The sequence below is a fragment of the Piscinibacter lacus genome (assembly GCF_016735685.1).
GTDB lineage: Bacteria > Pseudomonadota > Gammaproteobacteria > Burkholderiales > Burkholderiaceae_C > Aquariibacter > Aquariibacter lacus.
In genome coordinates this window covers 567,861-586,212 of record NZ_JAERRA010000001.1, presented here as the reverse complement: position 1 = coordinate 586,212, position 18,352 = coordinate 567,861, and the positions used below count along the sequence as shown (strand labels likewise).

Genomic DNA, 18,352 nt, shown 5'->3' with positions numbered 1-18,352 from the left:
GCCCGGGGGCGGCTCAGCAGCGGCTGAAGTCGGGTCGGCGCTTTTCGAGGAAGGCGGTGAAGGCCTCCTTCGCGGCAGGCTCCTTGAGCATGCGGCCGAAGACGACGACCTCCTCGGCCAGGCGCTGCTGCAGGGCCGGCGCATCGGCGGCCTTCATCAGGCGCTTGGTCTCGACCAGCGAGGCCAGCGGCTTGCTCGCCAGCTTGCGCGCCATCACGGCGGCGAAGGCATTCAGTTCATTGGGCGGCACGATGCGGTTGACCAGGCCGCGCTCGAAGGCCTGCTCGACACCGAAGGGCTCGGCCAGCAGCAGGGCCTCGGCGGCGCGCGGGTGGCCCCAAAGCCGCGGCAGCAGCAGGCTGGAGGCCGCCTCGGGGCAGAGGCCCAGGTTGACGAAGGGCAGGCTGAAGACGGCGTTGTCGCCGGCATAGACCAGGTCGCAGTGCAGCAGCATCGTCGTGCCCACGCCCACCGCCGGGCCGGCCACCGCGGCGACCAGGGGCTTGGGGAAGGTCGCGATCGCGTGCAGGAAGCGCAGCACCGGCGTGTCGCCGCCGATCTCGGGCGATTGCAGGAAGTCGGACAGGTCGTTGCCGGCGCAGAAGACCTGCTCATGCCCCTGGATCAGCACGACGCGGGTGTCGGCCGCAGCGGCCGCTTCGTCCAGCGCATCGGCCAGGGCGGCATAGAGGGCCGCATTCAGCGCGTTCTTCTTGTCGAGTCGGTTCAGCGTCAGGGTGAGGACGCCGTCTTCGGTGTGGCGCAGCAGCTCGCTCATGGAGGGTCCTTGGGCCCGGGCCGGGCAGAAACGGAAAGCCCGCGCGGGGCGGGCTGGCGGGGACGGAGTGTCGCCCGGCCGGGCCGGGCGCCGGGGTTCAGACGCGCTCGAAGATGCCCGCCGCCCCCTGGCCGGTGCCGATGCACATGGTCACCATGCCGTACTTGAGCTGACGGCGGCGCAGGGCGTGGATGACGGTGGCCGCACGGATCGCGCCGGTGGCGCCCAGCGGGTGGCCCAGGGCGATGGCGCCGCCCAGGGGGTTGACCTTGGACGGGTCGAGCTTGAGCGTGTCCAGCACCGCCAGCGACTGCGCGGCAAAGGCCTCGTTCAGCTCGATCCAGTCCATCTGCTCCTGCGTCAGGCCGGCGCGCTTCAGGACCGCCGGAATGGCCTCAATGGGGCCGATGCCCATGATCTCGGGCGGCACGCCCTTGTTGGCATAGCCGACGAAGCGGGCCAGCGGCGTCAGGCCGTGGGTCTTGATCGCGGCTTCGCTGGCCAGGATCAGGGCGCCGGCGCCGTCGCTGGTCTGCGAGCTGTTGCCGGCCGTCACGCTGCCCAGGCCGGTGGCCTGGCCGCTCGGGTCCTTGGGCGCGGCAAAGGCGGAGCGCAGCTTGGCCAGGCCAGCCAGCGAGGTGTCCGCGCGCGGGCCTTCGTCCAGGCTCACGGTGCGGGTGCGCAGGGTGACGCTGCCCTCGGCCAGGTTGGGCAGGCGCTCGACCACCTCGATGGGCGTGATCTCGTCGGCGAACTCGCCCGCCGCCTGGGCCTTCAGCGCCTTCTCGTGGCTGGCCAGGGCAAAGGCGTCCTGCGCCTCGCGGCTGACCTTCCACTGCTGCGCGACCTTCTCGGCCGTCATGCCCATGCCGTAGGCCAGGCCGATGTTCTCGTCCTTCTCGAACACGGCCGGGTTGAAGGAAGGCTTGTGGCCGCTCATGGGCACCAGGCTCATGCTCTCGGCGCCGCCGGCGATCATCAGGTCGGCCTCGCCGACGCGGATGCGGTCGGCGGCCATCTGGATGGCGGTCAGGCCGCTGGCGCAGAAGCGGTTGACGGTGACGCCGCCGACCGAGTTCGGCAGCCCCGCCAGCATCACCGCCAGGCGGGCCATGTTCAGGCCCTGCTCGGCCTCGGGCATGGCGCAGCCGATGACGGCGTCCTCGATGGCCTTCGGGTCCAGCGTCGGCACCTGGCGCAGGGCGCCCTGGAGGGCGGCAACCAGCAGGTCGTCCGGCCGCATGCTGCGGAAGGCGCCCCGCCCGGCCTTGCCGATGGGGGTGCGGGTGGCGGCGACGATGTAGGCGTCTTGCAGTTGTTTCATCGTGAGCTCCTCGCCGGGGCTTCAACCCGGCTGTGCATCTCGCGGAAAAGGGCTTCCAGCGGCCGCGGCGGATTCGGCTCCGCCGGTCCGCCCGCGGCGCCCCCTGGAGGGGGCGCGCCGCAGGCGCTTCGGGGGTGGGTCAATTCCGGACGGGCTTGCCGGTGCTCAGCATCCCCATGATCCGTTCCTGGGTCTTGGGCTGGTCGAGCAGGGCGCAGAAGCGCTGGCGTTCCAGGCTCATCAGGTAGTCCTCGGTGATCAGGCTGCCCGGGTCCACGTCGCCGCCGCACAGCACCTCGGCGATCAGGGTGGCGATGTGCTGGTCGTGGGCGCTGATCATCCCGCCGTCGCGCAGGTTGGCAAGCTGGCCGCGAATCGTGGCCAGCACACTGCGGCCGGCCGCCGGGAAGGGCTGGGCCACCGGCGGGCGGTAGCCGGCCGAGGCCAGGGCGCGCACCTGCTGGCTGGCCACGAAGAGCAGCTCGTCCTTGTGCGGCACGATCACGTCGCTGTCGAGCAAGTAGCCCAGCTCGCGGCTTTCCAGCGCGCTGGTGCCGACCTTGGCCATGGCCGCCGCCTCGAAGCCGGTCTTCAGGAAGGGCAGCAGGTCGGTGCCGGGGCCGACGCTGCCATGCACGGCCAGCGCCCGCTCGGCCGCGCGGCGGGCGATGTAGGTGAGTCCGCCCGCGCCGGGCAGCAGGCCCACGCCGACCTCGACCAGGCCGATGTAGCTCTCCATCGCCGCCACGCGCCGGGCGCAGTGCACCAGCAGCTCGCAACCGCCGCCCAGGGCGATGCCGCGGATGGCGGCCACCACCGGCACCTGGGCATAGCGCACGCGCAGCATCAGGTCTTGCAGCTTCTTCTCTTCCGGGGCGATGCCCTTGCTGCCGTGCTTCATGAAGACGGGCATCAGGGCTTCGAGGTTGGCGCCGGCCGAGAACATCTCGTCGGGCGACCAGATCACCAGGCCCTGGAAATCGCGCTCGGCCACGTCCACGGCCCGCATCAGGCCGGCCACCACCTCGGGGCTGATCAGGTGCAGCTTGGCGGTGATGCTGGCGATCAGCACCTCGCCGTCCAGCGTCCAGACGCGCAGCTCCTCGGTCTTGAAGACCTCCGTGCCGGCCTTGAGCGCCGGCGTGGCGCCGCTGCCGGCGACCGTCTCGGGGAAGGCCTGGCGGGCATAGACCGGCAGGCTGCGCGGCGGCACGAAGGCGCCGGCGCTGGGGCTCCACGAGCCCTCGGCCTGGTGCACGCCGCCACGCTCGGCCACCGGGCCGTCCGTCACCCAGGAGGGCAGCGGGGCGCTGGACAGGGCCTTGCCGGCCTCGATGTCGGCCTGCACCCATTGCGCGACCTGCGTCCAGCCGGCCTGCTGCCAGAGCTCGAAGGGGCCCTGCTGGTGGCCGAAGCCCCAGCGCAGGGCGAAGTCCACATCGCGCGCGGTCTCGGCGATGGTGGCCAGGTGCACGGCCGCGTAATGGAAGCCATCGCGCAGCAGCGCCCACAGGAACTGGGCCTGCGGGTTCTTGCTTTCGCGCAGCAGCTTCAGGCGCTCGGCCGGCGCCTTCTTGAGGATGCGGGCGACCAGCTCGTCGGCCTTGCCGCCGGCCGGCACATAGCTGGCCGTGGCCGGGTCCAGACGCAGGATGGCCTTGCCTTCCTTCCTGTAGAAGCCGGCGCCGCTCTTCTGGCCCAGGGCGCCCTGGGCGATCAGGCCGGCGACCACCGGCGGCGTCGCATAACTGGGCGCGAAGGGATCGTCGGGCAACTGGTCCTGCAGGGTCTTGATGACATGGGCCATCGTGTCCAGGCCCACCACGTCAGCGGTGCGGAAGGTGCCGCTGCTGGCGCGGCCCAGCTTCTTGCCGGTCAGGTCGTCGACCACGTCATAGCTCAGGCCGTAGGTCTCGGCCTCCTTGATCGTGGCCAGCATGCCGGCCACGCCGACGCGGTTGGCGATGAAGTTGGGCGTGTCCTTGGCCCGCAGGACGCTCTTGCCGAGGAAGGTGGTGGCGAAGCTCTCCAGCGTGTCCAGCACCTCGGGCTGGGTGCCGGCGGTGGGGATCAGCTCCAGCAGCGCCATGTAGCGCGGCGGGTTGAAGAAATGCACGCCGCAGAAGCGCGGGCGCAGGGCCTCGGGCAGGGCCTGGGCCAGGGCACCGATGGACAGGCCCGAGGTGTTGCTGGCCAGGATGGCATGCGGCGCGACATGGTCGGCGATGCGGGCATAAAGGTCCCGCTTCCAGTCCATGCGCTCGGCGATGGCCTCGATCACCAGGTCGCACTGGCCGAGCAGGGCGAGGTCGTCCTCGTAGTTGGCCGCGCGGATGCGGCCTGCCTCGGCCGCCAGGCCCAACGGCGCGGGCTTGAGCTTCTTGAGCTTCTCGATGGCGCCCAGGGCGATGCCCGACTTGGGGCCCTCCTTGGCCGGCAGGTCGAACAGGACGACCGGCACGCGGACGTTGACCAGATGGGCGGCGATCTGCGCGCCCATCACGCCGGCGCCCAGCACGGCGACCTGGCGGATGGGGAATCGGGACATGGCTTGCTCCAGCGGGAAGGGGGGTGGGACGGCGCTCACTCGACGCGCAGCCAGGTCTGCGTGCGGCCGAGCAGGGAGAAGCCGATGAAGCCGCGCACCTCCAGCTTGCTGCCGCCCTCGACCGGGGTCAGCTTGACCTGGTAGGTCTTGCCCTCCTCGGGGTCGAGGATCTGGCCGCCGGTCCAGACCTTGCCGTCGCCGGCGGCCTGCACGCCACGGATGATCTCCAGGCCGTCCATGGGCTTGTCCTTGCGGTCGTCGCTGCACTTGCCGCAGACGGCATCGGGCTTGGCCGTCGGGTCCAGACGCTTCTCGATGCGGCCGACGAGCAGGCCGCCGGTCTCGGCAAGGCGCACCAGCGAGCGTTCCTTGCCGGTCTTGTCGTCGATCGACTTCCACAGGCCGACGGGCGTGGACTGGGCGGCGGCCAGGCCGCTGAACGCAAGCAGCGCGAGGCTGGCCATCAGGGGGCGGATCATGGACTGTCTCCTCTCGGGGGGCCGTCGTGCGGCGGGACTCAGAACAGGGCTTCGTCCAGCGCCATCAGCGAGGCGCTGCCGGCACGGGCACTGCGGATCAGGCTGGCCGTCTCGGGCAGCAGCTTGGCGAAGTAGAAGCGGGCGGTGGCCAGCTTGGCGGTGTAGAAGGGGTCGTTGGCGGTGGCGGGGTCGGCCTGCTTGGCGAGCGCGACCTTGGCCATGCGGGCAAAGAAGTAGGCAAAGACCAGGTGGCCGCAGACGCGCAGGTAATCGACCGCCGCGGCGCCGACCTCGTCCGCATTGCCCATGCCCTTGAAGCCCAGCTCGGTGCTGAGCTTGGTGACCTTGTCGCCCAGGTCGGCCAGGGGGTTCACGAACTCCTGCATGGCCTCGTCGACGCCCTCGTCCTCGACGAACTCGGCCACCTTGCGGCCGAAGGCCTTGAGCTTCTTGCCGCCGTCGCCCAGCACCTTGCGGCCCAGCAGGTCCAGGCTCTGGATGGTGTTGGTGCCCTCGTAGATCATGTTGATGCGGGCATCGCGCACGAACTGCTCCATGCCCCACTCGCGGATGTAGCCGTGGCCGCCGTAGACCTGCAGGCAGTGGCTGGTGGCCAGCCAGGCGTTGTCGGTCAGGAAGGCCTTGACGATGGGGGTGAGCAGGGCCACTTCGTCGGCGGCAGCGCGGCGCACGTCCTCGTCGGGATGGCTCAGCTCATGGTCGAGCTGAAGCGCGGTGTAGACGGCCAGCGCGCGGCCGCCCTCGGCATAGGCGCGGGCCGTGAGCAGCATCTTGCGCACGTCGGGGTGGACGATGATGGGATCGGCCGGCTTGTCGCTGGCCTTGGCGCCCGTCAGGCTGCGCATCTGCAGGCGGTCCTTGGCATAGGCCACGGCGTTCTGGTAAGCGACCTCGGTCAGGCCCAGGGACTGCATGCCCACGCCCAGGCGGGCGGCATTCATCATCACGAACATCGCAGCCAGGCCCTTGTTCGGCTCGCCGACCAGGGTGCCGAGCGCGCCGTCGAGCGCCATCTGGCAGGTGGCGTTGCCGTGGATGCCCATCTTGTGTTCGAGGCCGGTGCAGATGATGGCGTTGCGGGCGCCGAGCGAGCCATCCGCATGCACCAGGAACTTGGGCACGACGAAGAGGCTGATGCCCTTGCTGCCGGCCGGTGCATCGGGCAGGCGGGCCAGCACCAGGTGGATGATGTTCTCGGCCAGCTCATGGTCGCCGGCGCTGATGAAGATCTTCTGACCGGTGATGCGGTAGCTGCCGTCGGCCAGCGGCTCGGCCTTGGTTCGCAGCAGGCCGAGGTCGGTGCCGCAGTGCGGCTCGGTCAGGCACATGGTGCCGGTCCAGTCGCCGCTGGTGAGCTTGGGCAGGTACATGGCCTGCTGCTCCGGCGTGCCGTGGGCATGCAGGCATTCGTAGGCGCCGTGGGTCAGGCCGGGGTACATGGTCCAGGCCTGGTTGGCGCTGTTGAGCATCTCGTAGAGGCACTGGTTCAGCGTCACCGGCAGGCCCTGGCCGCCGTAGGCCGGGTCGCAGCTCAGCGCCGGCCAGCCGCCGGCCACGTACTGCGCATAGGCCTCCTTGAAGCCCCGCGGCGCATGCACGGTGTGGGTGGTCTTGTCGAGGGTGCAGCCCTCGGCGTCGCCCGAGGCATTGAGCGGCTGGATCACGCCGGCGGCGAACTTGCCGCCTTCCTCCAGCACGGCATTGACGGTGTCGGCATCCAGCTCGGCATGGGCCGGCATGGCCTGGAGCGCTTCGGTGACGTTCAGCACCTCGTGCAGGACGAACTGCATGTCGCGCAGCGGGGGGGTGTAGGTCGGCATGGCAGGCCTCCGTGGGGGCGGGTTGGAACGGACGGGAAGAAGCAGGCCGCCGGCTCAGGCCGCGGCATGCGAAGCGATGAGGCGGGCGAAGCCGCGCCGGGCGCGCTCGACCGAGCCCGGGCTGCGCAGCAGTCGGGCGTCGTGGTGCAGGGCGAGGATCAGGCCGTGCAGCTCGAACAGCAGTTGCTCGGGCTCGGTGTCGGGGCGGAGATGGCCTTCTTCGATGGCCAGGCGCGCGGCGCGGATCAGGGCCTCGTGCCAGGTGCGGACCATGCCGACCAGGGCCTCGCGGACCGGGCCGGGCCGGTCGTCGAACTCGACGGCGGCGCTGATGTAGATGCAACCCGAATCGACCTCGATCGCGACCCGCTGCACCCAGCGTTCGAACAGGGCTTGCAGGCGCGGCAGGCCGCGCGGCTCGTGCAGGGCGGGCTGGAAGATTTCCTCGGCGAAGCGGCGGTGGTACTCGCGGATCACCGAGATCTGCAATTCCTCGCGCGAGCCGAAGTGCGCGAAGACGCCGGACTTGCTCATCTGCGTGACCTCGGCCAGCGCGCCGATCGACAGGCCCTCCAGCCCGATCTGCGAGGCCAGGCCCAGGGCTGCCTCCAGGATGACCAGGCGGGTCTGCTGGCCCTTGAGCGGGCCGTGGGGACGGCTGGCGGCCAGGCTGGGGCTGATCGGATGGGCGGCGGACATGGGCTGGCGCAATAAAACGAACGATCGTTCTATTTTTACCCAAGTCCGGTCGATCTGGGGTGGAAATTTCGCCCGGGCCGCCGATTCGCGGGGCGGGTCCCCCCGGAGCGCCCGGGCTTGCGCCGCCGCGCTTGAGGCCGTCACCGTGCATCGTCTATCCTCCAAGGGATTGGAGTGCTCCCGATGGATGTGCTACAGCTCGATGTATCCGGTCGTCCGCAGGCATGGATCAATGTGCGCGAAGCGGCCACGCTCTACGCCAGCGATGCCGTCGCCTGGACGCTGGGGCCGGCGGTGATGGCGCTGCGTGGCGGCATCCAGCGCAGCAGCGGCCGGCAGTCGCGCATCGAGGTGCATGCCATCGTCGCCGTGCGCGGCGCGGTGCCCAGCCGGGCCTGGCGCAGCACGCCGGCCCTCTCCAACCCCAAGCTCTTCCTGCGCGACCGGCAAATCTGCGCCTACTGCGGCGGGCATTTCGGCCTGGACGACCTGACCCGCGAGCACATCGTGCCGACCTCCCGCGGCGGCGCCGACAGCTGGATGAACTGCATCACCGCCTGCAAGGCCTGCAACGGCCGCAAGGGCAACCGGATGCCGGAAGAGGCCCGCATGAGCCTGCTCTACCTGCCCTATGTGCCCAGCCTGCACGAGGACATGATCCTGCGCGGCCGGCGCATCCTGAGCGACCAGATGGAGTTCCTGCTCGCCAGCGTGCCGCGCAACAGTCGGCTGCACGGCTGAGAAGGTGCGAACGGCCGGGGCCGGCCGGCGCGTCAGCTTTCACACTTCTTTGCGCGTCGGCGCACCGCGCGGCTCGGCTGGCGGACGGAAACTTCGCCCGCCCGGGCGTATCCCAGCCTGTCCAGGCCCGCGGTCCGTCGGCCGCCGGGCCGCACGCTGCGTTGAAGCGCCCACCCAGACCCCACGATCGGACCCTGCCATGCGTCACTCCCTCCTGCTCGCCTCCGTGCTGGCCCTCGGCCTGGCCGCCTGCTCGACCACCAGCCCCGACGTCGTCCAGCGCGGCGACGCGCAACGCCTGTCCTCGGTGCAGGACGCCACCATCGTCAGCAGCCGGCCGGTGACGGTCGAGGGCAGCCAGTCGGGCGTCGGCGCGGCCACGGGCGCGGTGATCGGCGGGGTCGCCGGCAGCTCGGTCGGTGGTCGGCGTGAATCGGTCGCTGTCGGCGTGCTGGGCGCGGTCGTCGGCGCGGTGGCGGGCAATGCCGCCGAGCGCTTCGGCACCCGCGAGAACGCCGTCGAGCTGATCGTGCAACTGAAGAACGGCGAGCGCCGGGCCATCGTCCAGGCCCAGGGCGAGGAAACCTTCCGGCCCGGCGACCGCGTGGTGCTGGTCAGCAGCGGCGGCACGACCCGCGTGTCGCGCTCGCCGAACTGAGGCCCGGCCGCGCGGCGCCCCGGCGCGGCGCGGCGGCACCCTCAAGCCCCCGGCGGGGCGGCCGATAGCCAGGAACCTCCTGAGCCCGCGCCCCGCCCATGCCCTCCCGCCCTGTCCCCTCCGCCCGGACCTCGCGCCGCCGCGCCGGGCCGGGCGCCGTCCTGATCGGCCTCGGCCTGCTGCTGGGCGGCTGCCAGTGGCTGGGCATCGAATCCCCCGAGCAGCAGCATCAAGCCAAGGCGGCCGACGGCCAGGCCATCGGCAGCGCCTGCCGGCATGCCGGGCGGGCGCTGGAAGATTGCTTCGTGCTGAACCCCAAGGCGCAGCGGGCGGCCGTCTTCGCCGGCTGGCGCGAGATGGACGAGTACATGCGCGAGAACAAGATCGAGGCCCTGGCCCCGACCGTGCCGCGCCCCGGCAGCCGGCAGGCCGAGACCGCCCAGGCCGGCCACGGCAGCGATGGCGCGCCGGCCCCCGGCAAGGCCGGGCCGGACGAGGTGCTGGAAGAAGGCCGCGCCAAACCCGCCCGCCACGCGTCCTGAGGCCCTGTCAGCCCGTTACCGGGCCCGATGGGACAATCGCGGCATGCCGCCGCACGCTCTCCCCCCTGCCGCGACCGGGTCGCTGCCCTGGGTCGGGGGATGGCGTCACCCGGCCTTTCGCGCCGGGGTGCGGGACATGGTGGCGCCGCAGCTTGGCATCGCCGCCTGGGCGCTGGTGACCGGCGTGGCCATGGTCAAGGGCGGCCTGGGCGTGCCGCTGGCCTTGCTGATGAGCCTGACCGTCTTCGCCGGCAGCGCGCAGCTTGCGGCCCTGCCGCTGCTGGCCGCCGGTGCGCCGCTGGGCGTGCTGTGGGCCACCGCGCTGTGCGTGAACCTGCGCTTCGTGATCTTCAGCGCCGGCTGGCGGCCGATCTTCATCGGCCTGCCGCTGCGCGGGCGGATGCTTGCGGCCTACCTGGCCGGCGACGTGAACTACGTGCTGTGCATGCAGCAGCTCGAACGCCGGCCGATCCGGCCCGAGGATCCGGCCGCGCTGGATGAAGCGCGCGCCTACTTCGCCGGCACCGCCGTCACCAACTACCTGTGCTGGCAGGCCGCTTCGATCAGCGGCATCCTGCTCGCCGAGCGCATTCCCACCCACTGGGGCCTGGGCTTTGCCGGCACGCTGGCCCTGTTCGGCCTGCTGATGGGCCTGGTGCGCGACTGGACCACCGGCCTGGCCGCCGGGGCCGCGGGCCTAGCGGCGGTCGCGGCCTATGCCCTGCCCTTCCGGCTGAACATCGTCACGGCCATCTTCGCGGCCGTGGCCCTGGGCCTGCTGGCCGAGCGCCTGGTGCCGCGCCCGGCCAAGCCGACCCTGCGCTGAATCCGCATGAGCCCGGGCGCCCCCCTGCTCAGCCTCGGCGAAGCCCTGCTCGCCTTCGGGGGCCTGACGCTGATCACGGTGATCACGCGCGGCTTCTTCTTCCTGTCCGAGCGCGAACTGCGCTTGCCCCCGGCCGTGCAGCGCGGCCTGCGCTATGCGCCGGTGGCTGCGCTGGCCGCAGTGGTGCTGCCCGAGGTGCTGATGCGCCAGGGCCAGTGGGTCGAGGCGCCCTGGCTGGAGCCCCAGCTCTGGGCCGCGCTGGCCGCCGGCCTGTGGTTCCTGCTGCGCGGCGGCCTGCTCGGCACCATCGTCGTCGGCATGGCCGTGATGCTGCTGCTGCGCCTGGGTTTCGGCCTCGGCAGCTAGCCCCCCTTTTCCCTTTCCTCCATTCCCTTCCATCCAATCGAAAGAGGTTTTTCCGATGAATGTGCTTCGCTTCACCGACCTGATCGCCGAAGGCCGCGTCGCCGGCCGCCGCGTCTTCATCCGCGCCGACCTGAACGTGCCGCAGGACGAGGCCGGCCGCATCACCGAGGACACCCGCATCCGCGCCAGCGTGCCCTGCATCCAGCAGGCCCTGGACGCTGGCGCCGCGGTGATGGTGACCAGCCACCTCGGCCGCCCGACCGAGGGCGAGTTCAAGCCCGAGGACTCGCTGGCCCCGGTGGCCGAGCGCCTGGCCGAGCTGCTGGGCCGCCCGGTGCCGCTGGTGGCCAAGTGGGTCGACGGGGTCGAGGTCAAGCCCGGCGAGGTGGTGCTGCTGGAGAACTGCCGCCTGAACAAGGGCGAGAAGAAGAACAGCGAGGAGCTGGCCCGCAAGATGGCCGCGCTCTGCGACATCTTCGTGCACGACGCCTTCGGCACCGCGCACCGCGCCGAGGGCAGCACCTACGGCATCGCCCAGTACGCGCCGGTGGCCTGCGCCGGCCCGCTGCTGGCCGCCGAGATCGACGCGATCAACAAGGCCCTGGCCGAGCCGGCCCGGCCGCTGGTGGCCATCGTCGCCGGCAGCAAGGTCTCGACCAAGCTGTCGATCCTGAAGTCGCTGGCCAGCAAGGTCGACCAGCTCATCGTCGGCGGCGGCATCGCCAACACCTTCCTGCTGGCCGCCGGCCACCCGATCGGCAAGAGCCTAGCCGAGCCCGACCTGGTCGAGGACGCCAAGGCCATCATCGCGATGATGAGCGAGCGCGGCGCCGCGGTGCCGATCCCGGTCGATGTGGTGGTCGCCGACGAGTTCTCGGCCCTGGCCCGCGCGAACAAGGTGGCCGCCGACGCGGTGCAGCCCAGCGACCTGATCCTCGACATCGGTCCCAAGACGGCGGCCGAGCTGGCGGGCATCATCGCCCGTGCCGGCACGGTGGTCTGGAACGGCCCGGTCGGCGTGTTCGAGTACGACCAGTTCAGCGGCGGCACGCGCACCCTGGCCGCGGCCATCGCCCACTCCTCGGCCTTCAGCATCGCCGGCGGCGGCGACACGCTGGCGGCCATCGCCAAGTACGGCATCGAGCGCGACATCGGCTACATCTCCACCGGCGGCGGCGCCTTCCTGGAAGTGCTGGAAGGCAAGACCCTGCCGGCCTTCGAGATCCTGGAGAAACGCGCCGCCGGCTGAGGCGCAGGCACGCCCCGGGCCCGCCCGCGGGCCGGCCCGGGGTCGTCGCTCGCTGGCCCGCGAACAGAATGTCAAGAAACCGGAGACAAGCCCCCATGACCCGCGCCACCAAGATCGTCGCCACCCTCGGCCCCGCCTCGTCCTCGCCCGAGGTGCTTGAGAGCATGCTGCGCGGAGGGGTGGACATCGTGCGCCTGAACTTCTCGCACGGCACGGCCCAGGACCACATCGACCGCGCCCGCCTGGTGCGCGAAGCCGCGCAGCGCGTCGGCAAGGAAGTGGCCATCATGGCCGACCTGCAGGGCCCCAAGATCCGCGTCGGCAAGTTCGCCGAGGGCAAGGTGATGCTGGAACGCGGCGCCGCCTTCGTGCTGGACGCCGGCCGCAAGGTGCCCGGCGACGTGCAGGCCGTGGGCCTGGACTACAAGAGCCTGCCGCGCGACGTGAAGGCCGGCGACACCCTGCTGCTGAACGACGGCCTGATCGTGCTGACCGTCGACCATGTGGCCGGCGAGGCGGTGCACACCGTGGTGAAGCTCGGCGGCGAGCTGTCGAACAACAAGGGCATCAACAAGCTCGGCGGCGGCCTGACCGCGCCGGCCCTGACGGCCAAGGACATGGAGGACCTGAAGACCGCCGTGGCGATCCGCTGCGACTACCTGGCGGTCAGCTTCCCGAAGAGCGCCTCCGACATGATCCTGGCCCGGCAGCTAGCCGACGTGGCCGGCGAGCCGATCGAGCACCGCGCGGCACTGATCGCCAAGATCGAGCGCAGCGAGGCGATTCCGCTGCTCGACGAGATCCTGCTGGCCAGCGACGGGATCATGGTCGCCCGCGGTGACCTGGCCGTCGAGGTCGGCAATGCCGCGGTGCCGGCGCTGCAGAAAAAGATGATCAAGCGCGCCCGCGCGCTGGACAAGCTGGTCATCACCGCGACGCAGATGATGGAGTCGATGATCGTCAACCCGGTGCCGACGCGGGCCGAGGTCAGCGACGTGGCCAATGCCGTGCTCGACGGCACCGACGCCGTCATGCTCAGCGCCGAGACCGCCGCCGGCAAGTACCCGCTGGAGACCATCGAGCAGATGGCCGCCATCGCCGCCGAGGCCGAGCGCGCCGAGGAGGCCCAGCTCGACACCGACTTCAGCCAGCGCCACTACACCCGCATCGACCAGAGCATCGCGATGGGCGCGCTGTTCACCGCCGAGCACCTGGACTGCAAGGCCATCGTCGCACTGACCGAATCGGGCTCGACCGCGCTTTGGATGAGCCGGCACAAGATCAAGGTGCCGATCGTCGCGCTGACCTCGCAGCTCGCCAGCCAGCGCCGCATGGCGCTCTTCCGCAATGTGCAGCCCATCCTGATGGAGGCCTGCACCGACCGCGACCAGGCCCTGGCCAAGGCCGAGCAGATCCTGGTCGAGCGCGGGCTGCTGAAGTCGGGCGACACCTATGCCATCACCATCGGCGAGCCGATGGGCCGCCCGGGCGGCACCAACATGCTCAAGGTGATGCGGGTGGCCTGAGGCCGGCAGGCGGGCCGGCCGGGGGCCGGTCCGCGCAGCTCAGCGGCCGGGCGGGATCGCCGGCCAGACCGGACCCTCGCCACGGCATGCGGCCGGCGCCTGGCGCAAGGCCAGGCCGGGGCCGGGCACGCAGAACCAGCGCAGGCCCTGGGCGGTGCGCAGGCGCGGCTCCAGCAGCAGGATGCCGTCGGGCGTACTCAGGGTCAGCACCAGGCTGGCAGCATCCAGCTCGATCCGGCCGAGGCGGCCCGGCAGCTCCGAGGGCAGGCCGAGCGTGCCCAGGCCGGCCGGCCCCTGGCCGTGGCGGCGGTGGTAGGCGCTGACGGCGGCGGCCACCGGCTGGGCCGCTTCATGTGCGAGCGCCAGGCGCTGACGCACCGCACGGTCGTCGAGCACCGGCTGCGCGGCCGCCAGCAGCAGCAGCGCGGCTGCGCCGACCGCCAGGCTGGCCCAGGCCGGCGCCCGGCCGGGATGCGGGGTGAACAGGGCCAGGGCCCAGGCCACGGGCTGCGGTGCCGGGCCCGGGTCGGGCCAATCGTGCAGCGCGGCCAGCCGGGCCTGCAGCGATCGGCCCGGCGCGCGCAGGGCCTGGTAGGCGGCCAGCAGGCCGGGCACGGAGGGCTCGTCCTCGTCCGGCGCCGGGGCGCGGGCCGGCAGCGTGCCCAGCACCGGCGCCAGCAGGGCGCGGGCGGCCAGATCGCGGTCGCCGCCGACGGCGTGCAGGCCGGCACGGTCGGCGGCGGCCTCGCGGGCGCGATCCAGCGCCGGGCCCAGCAGCGGCAAGGCGCGAGCCGGCAGGCGCAGCAGCTCGGCCCAGGCCGGCGCATGGTGCAGCCGGGCCAGGGCGCGGCCGAGGTGGAAATCCAGGGCCTGCGGCTGCGCGGCCAGGGCATCGACGAGGGCGCGCGGCAGCAGCACCGCACCCCCTTCGCCGCCGCGCAGCACGCGCGCTGCCGGGCCAAGCTCGCCGGGCTCGGTCTCCAGCGCCGGCATCAGCCACAAGGTGGGCTGCGGCTGGCGCGGGCCGGCGGGCCCGGCCAGGGCCTGCCAGCGCGCATGCAGGGCGGGCAGGCTGCGGGCCTGCACCCGCAGGCCTTCGCGGGCGACCCGGTCCTGCCGGGCGCTGCGCCGCAAGGCCAGCATGAGCAGGCCGAGGGCCAGCGGCAGCAGCACGCCGCCGGCCGTGCCGACCAGCAGCAGCAGCCAGATCAATGCGCCCAGGCGCAGCGACACGCGCTCCAGCCGGGCAAGCGGGCCGGCCGCGGGATGCGGATCGCCCGCCTCTTGTGGCGGGGTCGGGGGCAGGAAGGGCCCGGGCGCACGCCAGAGCTCCAGCGGATCGGGCGGCGCCAGCTCGGACACAGGGTTCACGGCGAAGCTCCTTGCAAGGTCAGGGCAGGACGAGCGGGCCGCCGGCTCCGCCGGGGCGTGCCGACGGCCGTCAGGCCCGCCTCCGCGGGGCCGCTTGGCATCTTCGCCGCGATGATGTCGCCCCCGGGATGCGGTGTTGCGGCCCCGCTGCCGCGGATCGCGGCCTCGGCAGGGGAGGCCGGCCGCCTAAAATCGCCGCGAATTCATATTCCGTCCATTTCCCTTTCGTTTTCTTTCGACTTCCGGAGTCCTCATGCCCCTCGTCTCGATGCGCCAGCTGCTGGACCATGCCGCCGAAAACGGCTATGGCATCCCGGCCTTCAACGTGAACAACCTGGAACAGGTCCAGGCCGTGATGGCGGCGGCCGCCGAGGTCGGCGCGCCGGTCATCCTGCAGGCCAGCGCCGGGGCGCGGAAGTACGCGGGCGAGCCCTTCATCAAGCACCTGATCCAGGCCGCCGTCGAGGCCTATCCGGAGATTCCGCTGGTCATGCACCAGGATCACGGCACCTCGCCCAAGGTCTGCGCTGGCGCGATCGACCTGGGCTTCGGCTCGGTGATGATGGACGGCTCGCTGCAGGAAGACGGCAAGACCCCGGCCTCCTTCGACTACAACGTCGAGGTGACCCGCAAGGTCGTCGAGATGGCGCACAAGGTCGGCGTCACCGTCGAAGGCGAGCTGGGCTGCCTGGGCAACCTGGAAACCGGCGAGGCCGGCGAGGAAGACGGCATCGGCGCCGAGGGCAAGCTGGACCACAGCCAGATGCTGACCGACCCGGAAGAGGCCGCCCAGTTCGTGAAGGCCACCCAGCTCGACGCGCTGGCGATTGCCATCGGCACCAGCCACGGCGCCTACAAGTTCAGCCGCCCGCCCACCGGCGACATCCTGGCCATCAGCCGCGTGAAGGCAATCCACGCCCGCATCCCCAACACCCACCTGGTGATGCACGGCAGCTCCAGCGTGCCGCAGGAGCTGCTGGCGATCATCAACCAGTACGGCGGTCAGATGAAGCAGACCTACGGCGTGCCGGTTTCCGAGATCCAGGAAGCCATCAAGCACGGCGTGCGCAAGATCAACATCGACACCGACATCCGCATGGCCATGACCGGCGCGGTGCGCAAGTTCCTGGCCGAGCATCCGGACAAGTTCGACGCCCGTGAATGGCTGAAGCCGGCCCGCGAAGCGGCCAAGGCCATCTGCAAGGCGCGCTACCAGGAGTTCGGCTGCGAAGGCCAGGCCGGCAAGATCAAGGCGCGCAGCCTGGTCGACATCGCCGCGGCCTATGCCCGCGGCGAGCTGGCCCAGGTCGTCGCCTGAGCGGAGCCGCGCGCGTGAGCCTGTCCCCCCCGTCCGCCGTCCACGACGCCCCCCTGCACTCGCTGCCGCTGCTGGCGCGCGGCAAGGTGCGGGACAACTATGCCGTCGGCGACGACCGCATCCTGATGGTGGCGAGCGACCGGCTCAGCGCCTTCGACGTGATCCTCGACCAGCCCATCCCGGGCAAGGGCGCGCTGCTCACCCAGATGGCCCTGTTCTGGTTCGACAAGCTCGGCCATGTGGTGCCCAACCACCTGACCGGCGAGGCGCCGGAGGCCGTGGTGGCGGCCGACGAGGTGGCCCGGGTGCGCGGCCGCTCGATGCTGGTCAAGCGCCTGAAGCCCCTGCCCGTCGAGGCCGTGGTGCGCGGCTACCTGGCCGGCTCGGGCTGGAAGGAGTACCAGCACAACGGCGCCGTCTGCGGCGTGAAGCTGCCGGCCGGCCTGCGCAATGCCAGCAAGCTGCCCGAGCCCATCTTCACCCCGGCGACCAAGGCGGCGGTGGGCGACCACGACGAAAACATCGACTTCGACACCATGGCCGGCCTGATTGGCCGCGAGCGGGCCGAGGACGTGCGGCGCGTCGCCCTCCAGCTCTACCGCGAGGCCGCCGACTACGCGCTGACACGCGGCATCATCATTGCCGACACCAAGTTCGAGTTCGGCCTGGACGAGCACGGCACCCTGACCCTGATGGACGAGGTGCTGACGCCCGATTCCTCGCGCTTCTGGCCCCTGGCCAGCTATGCCGAGGGCAGCAACCCGCCGAGCTACGACAAGCAGGGCGTGCGCGACTGGCTCGAATCGGTGCGCATCGACGGCCAGCCCTGGAACAAGCGCGCCCCGGCGCCGACGCTGCCGGCCGAAGTCGCCGAGGCCACCGCCGCCACCTACCGCGAGGCCCTGGAGCGGCTGACCGGTCCGCGCTGAGGGGTGCGGCAGTGAACGCGCCCACCTCGCGGCTGCAGCAGCGGCTGGAAACCGAAATCATCCGGGCCCGCGACCCGGTCGCCTGCGCCATGCTGCGCGCTGAGCGGGCCTGCCTGCTCGCCCGCCTCGGCGACATGGACGGCGCTGCGGCGGAACGCGAGGCCCTGGCGGTCGAGGCCCAGCGCCATCCCGCGCCCGGTCTGGAGATCTGGCTGAAGCTGCTCGACGGCACGCTGGGCTACTACCGCGGCGCCGACACCAGCCACCGCACCGCCTTCTCACAGGCCATGGACCTCGCGCACCGCGCGCGGCTGCGCCCGCTGATCGCCCTGAGCGCGATCTGGCTGGCGCAGATGGCCTTCGTCGATGACGAGATCGAGCCCATGGTGCGCCTGCTGAGCCAGGCCCTGCAGGAATCCACCCCGCAGCAGCATGGCGTGCGGGCGCGGGTGGCGATGCTGATCGCGCTGAACTACCACTACGCCTTCCGCGTCGACCTGGCCCAGCCCTGGTACCAGCGCGCCCACCAGCACGCCAGCGCCGAAGGCGATGTGCAGACGCTCAGCGCGCTGATGTACACGCGCGCCTGGACCAGCGGCAACCAATGCCGCATGGCCTCGATCTTCGGCACGCCGATGCCCGAAAGCTCCAGCACCATCCGCCAGGCGGTGATGAGCGCGCAGTCCAGCGAGCACTTCGACCGCCGCACCGGCGCCCAGGCCCTGCAGCAGCTCACGCCGCTGCTGGAAGCCCAGCTCCTGACCACCCAGGGCCGCTGGGCCGAGGCCGATGCCCTGTTCAGCCGCCATCTCGATGCCGAGCCCGGCCTCGACGGCGTGCAGCGCTACCTGGCGCTGCTGCTGGGCGACTGGGCCTGGTGCCGGCTTCAGCTTGGCGATGTCGAGGGCGCACGCCGGCATGCCGACCGTTCGGCCGCCGCCCTGGCGGCGCACGATTGCGCGCAGGACGATCGCACGGTGGCGCTGGGCCGCCTTGCGCGGCTGCATGCCGCCTTCGGCGACGAGGCCCTGGCGCAGCAGCATGAGGCCGAGGCCCAGCAGGAGCTGGCCCGCTTCGGCGAGAACCAGCAGCGCGTGCTGACCGCCCTGGACGCGGCCTTGCGCCAGACCGTGCTCTGAGCCCCCGCGGCGCAGCCC

Annotated in this window: 17 protein-coding genes; 10 read left to right on the top strand and 7 right to left on the bottom strand. The window is 71.7% G+C overall.

The window, feature by feature from the left end:
• Window positions 1-13: 13 nt before the first annotated feature.
• The 6 genes from JI742_RS02685 to JI742_RS02660 all read right to left on the bottom strand — a co-directional run bounded on the left by JI742_RS02685 (window position 14) and on the right by JI742_RS02660 (window position 7,669).
• Window positions 14-778: an enoyl-CoA hydratase gene (locus JI742_RS02685; RefSeq protein WP_201823786.1), complete on the bottom strand. Its 765-nt coding sequence runs from the start codon at window positions 776-778 to the stop codon at window positions 14-16.
• 97 nt (window positions 779-875) lie between these two features.
• Complete coding sequence (locus JI742_RS02680; protein ID WP_201823785.1) at window positions 876-2,102, bottom strand: acetyl-CoA C-acyltransferase; 1,227 nt, start codon at window positions 2,100-2,102, stop codon at window positions 876-878.
• Between the two features lie 139 nt (window positions 2,103-2,241).
• Window positions 2,242-4,650, bottom strand: a complete 2,409-nt coding sequence (locus tag JI742_RS02675) for a 3-hydroxyacyl-CoA dehydrogenase/enoyl-CoA hydratase family protein (RefSeq protein WP_201823784.1) — start codon at window positions 4,648-4,650, stop codon at window positions 2,242-2,244.
• A 35-nt stretch (window positions 4,651-4,685) separates the two neighbouring features.
• Window positions 4,686-5,129 (bottom strand): DUF2147 domain-containing protein, encoded by a 444-nt coding sequence (locus JI742_RS02670; protein WP_201823782.1) that lies wholly within the window; start codon window positions 5,127-5,129, stop codon window positions 4,686-4,688.
• A 38-nt stretch (window positions 5,130-5,167) separates the two neighbouring features.
• The gene (locus JI742_RS02665; RefSeq protein WP_201823780.1) at window positions 5,168-6,970 is read right to left on the bottom strand and encodes an acyl-CoA dehydrogenase C-terminal domain-containing protein; all 1,803 of its coding nucleotides are present in this window, start codon (window positions 6,968-6,970) and stop codon (window positions 5,168-5,170) included.
• Window positions 6,971-7,024: 54 nt separating this feature from the next.
• Entirely contained in the window at window positions 7,025-7,669 is a 645-nt protein-coding gene (locus JI742_RS02660; RefSeq protein WP_201823778.1) for a TetR/AcrR family transcriptional regulator, read from the bottom strand.
• A gap of 183 nt (window positions 7,670-7,852) precedes the next feature.
• Between JI742_RS02660 and JI742_RS02655 the strand changes: the two genes are divergently transcribed.
• The 7 genes from JI742_RS02655 (at window position 7,853) to pyk (ending at window position 13,577) form a co-directional block, all read left to right on the top strand.
• Window positions 7,853-8,410 (top strand): HNH endonuclease, encoded by a 558-nt coding sequence (locus JI742_RS02655; RefSeq protein WP_201823776.1) that lies wholly within the window; start codon window positions 7,853-7,855, stop codon window positions 8,408-8,410.
• A gap of 199 nt (window positions 8,411-8,609) precedes the next feature.
• On the top strand, window positions 8,610-9,068 hold the full coding sequence (locus JI742_RS02650; RefSeq protein ID WP_201823774.1) for an outer membrane lipoprotein: 459 nt from the start codon (window positions 8,610-8,612) through the stop codon (window positions 9,066-9,068).
• 98 nt (window positions 9,069-9,166) lie between these two features.
• Window positions 9,167-9,610: a hypothetical protein gene (locus JI742_RS02645; RefSeq protein WP_201823772.1), complete on the top strand. Its 444-nt coding sequence runs from the start codon at window positions 9,167-9,169 to the stop codon at window positions 9,608-9,610.
• A gap of 136 nt (window positions 9,611-9,746) precedes the next feature.
• The gene (locus tag JI742_RS02640) at window positions 9,747-10,436 is read left to right on the top strand and encodes an AzlC family ABC transporter permease (protein WP_236676750.1); all 690 of its coding nucleotides are present in this window, start codon (window positions 9,747-9,749) and stop codon (window positions 10,434-10,436) included.
• Between the two features lie 6 nt (window positions 10,437-10,442).
• A complete protein-coding gene (locus JI742_RS02635; protein WP_201823769.1) occupies window positions 10,443-10,802 on the top strand; it encodes an AzlD domain-containing protein in 360 nt (119 codons plus the stop codon).
• Window positions 10,803-10,857: 55 nt separating this feature from the next.
• Complete coding sequence (locus JI742_RS02630; protein ID WP_201823768.1) at window positions 10,858-12,051, top strand: phosphoglycerate kinase; 1,194 nt, start codon at window positions 10,858-10,860, stop codon at window positions 12,049-12,051.
• A gap of 95 nt (window positions 12,052-12,146) precedes the next feature.
• Window positions 12,147-13,577 (top strand): pyruvate kinase, encoded by a 1,431-nt coding sequence (gene pyk, locus JI742_RS02625; RefSeq protein ID WP_201823767.1) that lies wholly within the window; start codon window positions 12,147-12,149, stop codon window positions 13,575-13,577.
• A 39-nt stretch (window positions 13,578-13,616) separates the two neighbouring features.
• Here pyk and JI742_RS02620 read toward each other — a convergent pair whose 3' ends face one another.
• Window positions 13,617-14,948 (bottom strand): hypothetical protein, encoded by a 1,332-nt coding sequence (locus JI742_RS02620; protein WP_201823766.1) that lies wholly within the window; start codon window positions 14,946-14,948, stop codon window positions 13,617-13,619.
• 253 nt (window positions 14,949-15,201) lie between these two features.
• Between JI742_RS02620 and fba the strand changes: the two genes are divergently transcribed.
• From fba to JI742_RS02605, 3 genes are read left to right on the top strand one after another with little or no spacing between them, the layout of a single operon-like run.
• Window positions 15,202-16,266: a class II fructose-bisphosphate aldolase gene (fba, locus tag JI742_RS02615; protein WP_201823765.1), complete on the top strand. Its 1,065-nt coding sequence runs from the start codon at window positions 15,202-15,204 to the stop codon at window positions 16,264-16,266.
• Window positions 16,267-16,286: 20 nt separating this feature from the next.
• Complete coding sequence (locus JI742_RS02610; protein ID WP_201826315.1) at window positions 16,287-17,195, top strand: phosphoribosylaminoimidazolesuccinocarboxamide synthase; 909 nt, start codon at window positions 16,287-16,289, stop codon at window positions 17,193-17,195.
• Window positions 17,196-17,206: 11 nt separating this feature from the next.
• Window positions 17,207-18,334 carry a tetratricopeptide repeat protein gene (locus tag JI742_RS02605; RefSeq protein WP_201823764.1) on the top strand — a complete coding sequence of 376 codons (1,128 nt, stop codon included), beginning with the start codon at window positions 17,207-17,209 and terminating at the stop codon, window positions 18,332-18,334.
• The last annotated feature ends 18 nt before the right edge of the window (window positions 18,335-18,352 follow it).

Bases quoted from the DNA above. Each gene is read 5' to 3' on its own strand.
- JI742_RS02680 (WP_201823785.1), bottom strand. From the start codon at position 2,102: ATGAAACAACTGCAAGACGCCTACATCGTCGCCGCCACCCGCACCCCC.
- JI742_RS02650 (WP_201823774.1), top strand. From the start codon at position 8,610: ATGCGTCACTCCCTCCTGCTCGCCTCCGTGCTGGCCCTCGGCCTGGCC.
- fba (WP_201823765.1), top strand. From the start codon at position 15,202: ATGCCCCTCGTCTCGATGCGCCAGCTGCTGGACCATGCCGCCGAAAAC.
- JI742_RS02635 (WP_201823769.1), top strand. From the start codon at position 10,443: ATGAGCCCGGGCGCCCCCCTGCTCAGCCTCGGCGAAGCCCTGCTCGCC.
- JI742_RS02660 (WP_201823778.1), bottom strand. From the start codon at position 7,669: ATGTCCGCCGCCCATCCGATCAGCCCCAGCCTGGCCGCCAGCCGTCCC.
- JI742_RS02630 (WP_201823768.1), top strand. From the start codon at position 10,858: ATGAATGTGCTTCGCTTCACCGACCTGATCGCCGAAGGCCGCGTCGCC.
- JI742_RS02675 (WP_201823784.1), bottom strand. From the start codon at position 4,650: ATGTCCCGATTCCCCATCCGCCAGGTCGCCGTGCTGGGCGCCGGCGTG.
- JI742_RS02645 (WP_201823772.1), top strand. From the start codon at position 9,167: ATGCCCTCCCGCCCTGTCCCCTCCGCCCGGACCTCGCGCCGCCGCGCC.
- JI742_RS02665 (WP_201823780.1), bottom strand. From the start codon at position 6,970: ATGCCGACCTACACCCCCCCGCTGCGCGACATGCAGTTCGTCCTGCAC.
- JI742_RS02640 (WP_236676750.1), top strand. From the start codon at position 9,747: ATGGTGGCGCCGCAGCTTGGCATCGCCGCCTGGGCGCTGGTGACCGGC.
- JI742_RS02655 (WP_201823776.1), top strand. From the start codon at position 7,853: ATGGATGTGCTACAGCTCGATGTATCCGGTCGTCCGCAGGCATGGATC.
- pyk (WP_201823767.1), top strand. From the start codon at position 12,147: ATGACCCGCGCCACCAAGATCGTCGCCACCCTCGGCCCCGCCTCGTCC.
- JI742_RS02670 (WP_201823782.1), bottom strand. From the start codon at position 5,129: ATGATCCGCCCCCTGATGGCCAGCCTCGCGCTGCTTGCGTTCAGCGGC.
- JI742_RS02685 (WP_201823786.1), bottom strand. From the start codon at position 778: ATGAGCGAGCTGCTGCGCCACACCGAAGACGGCGTCCTCACCCTGACG.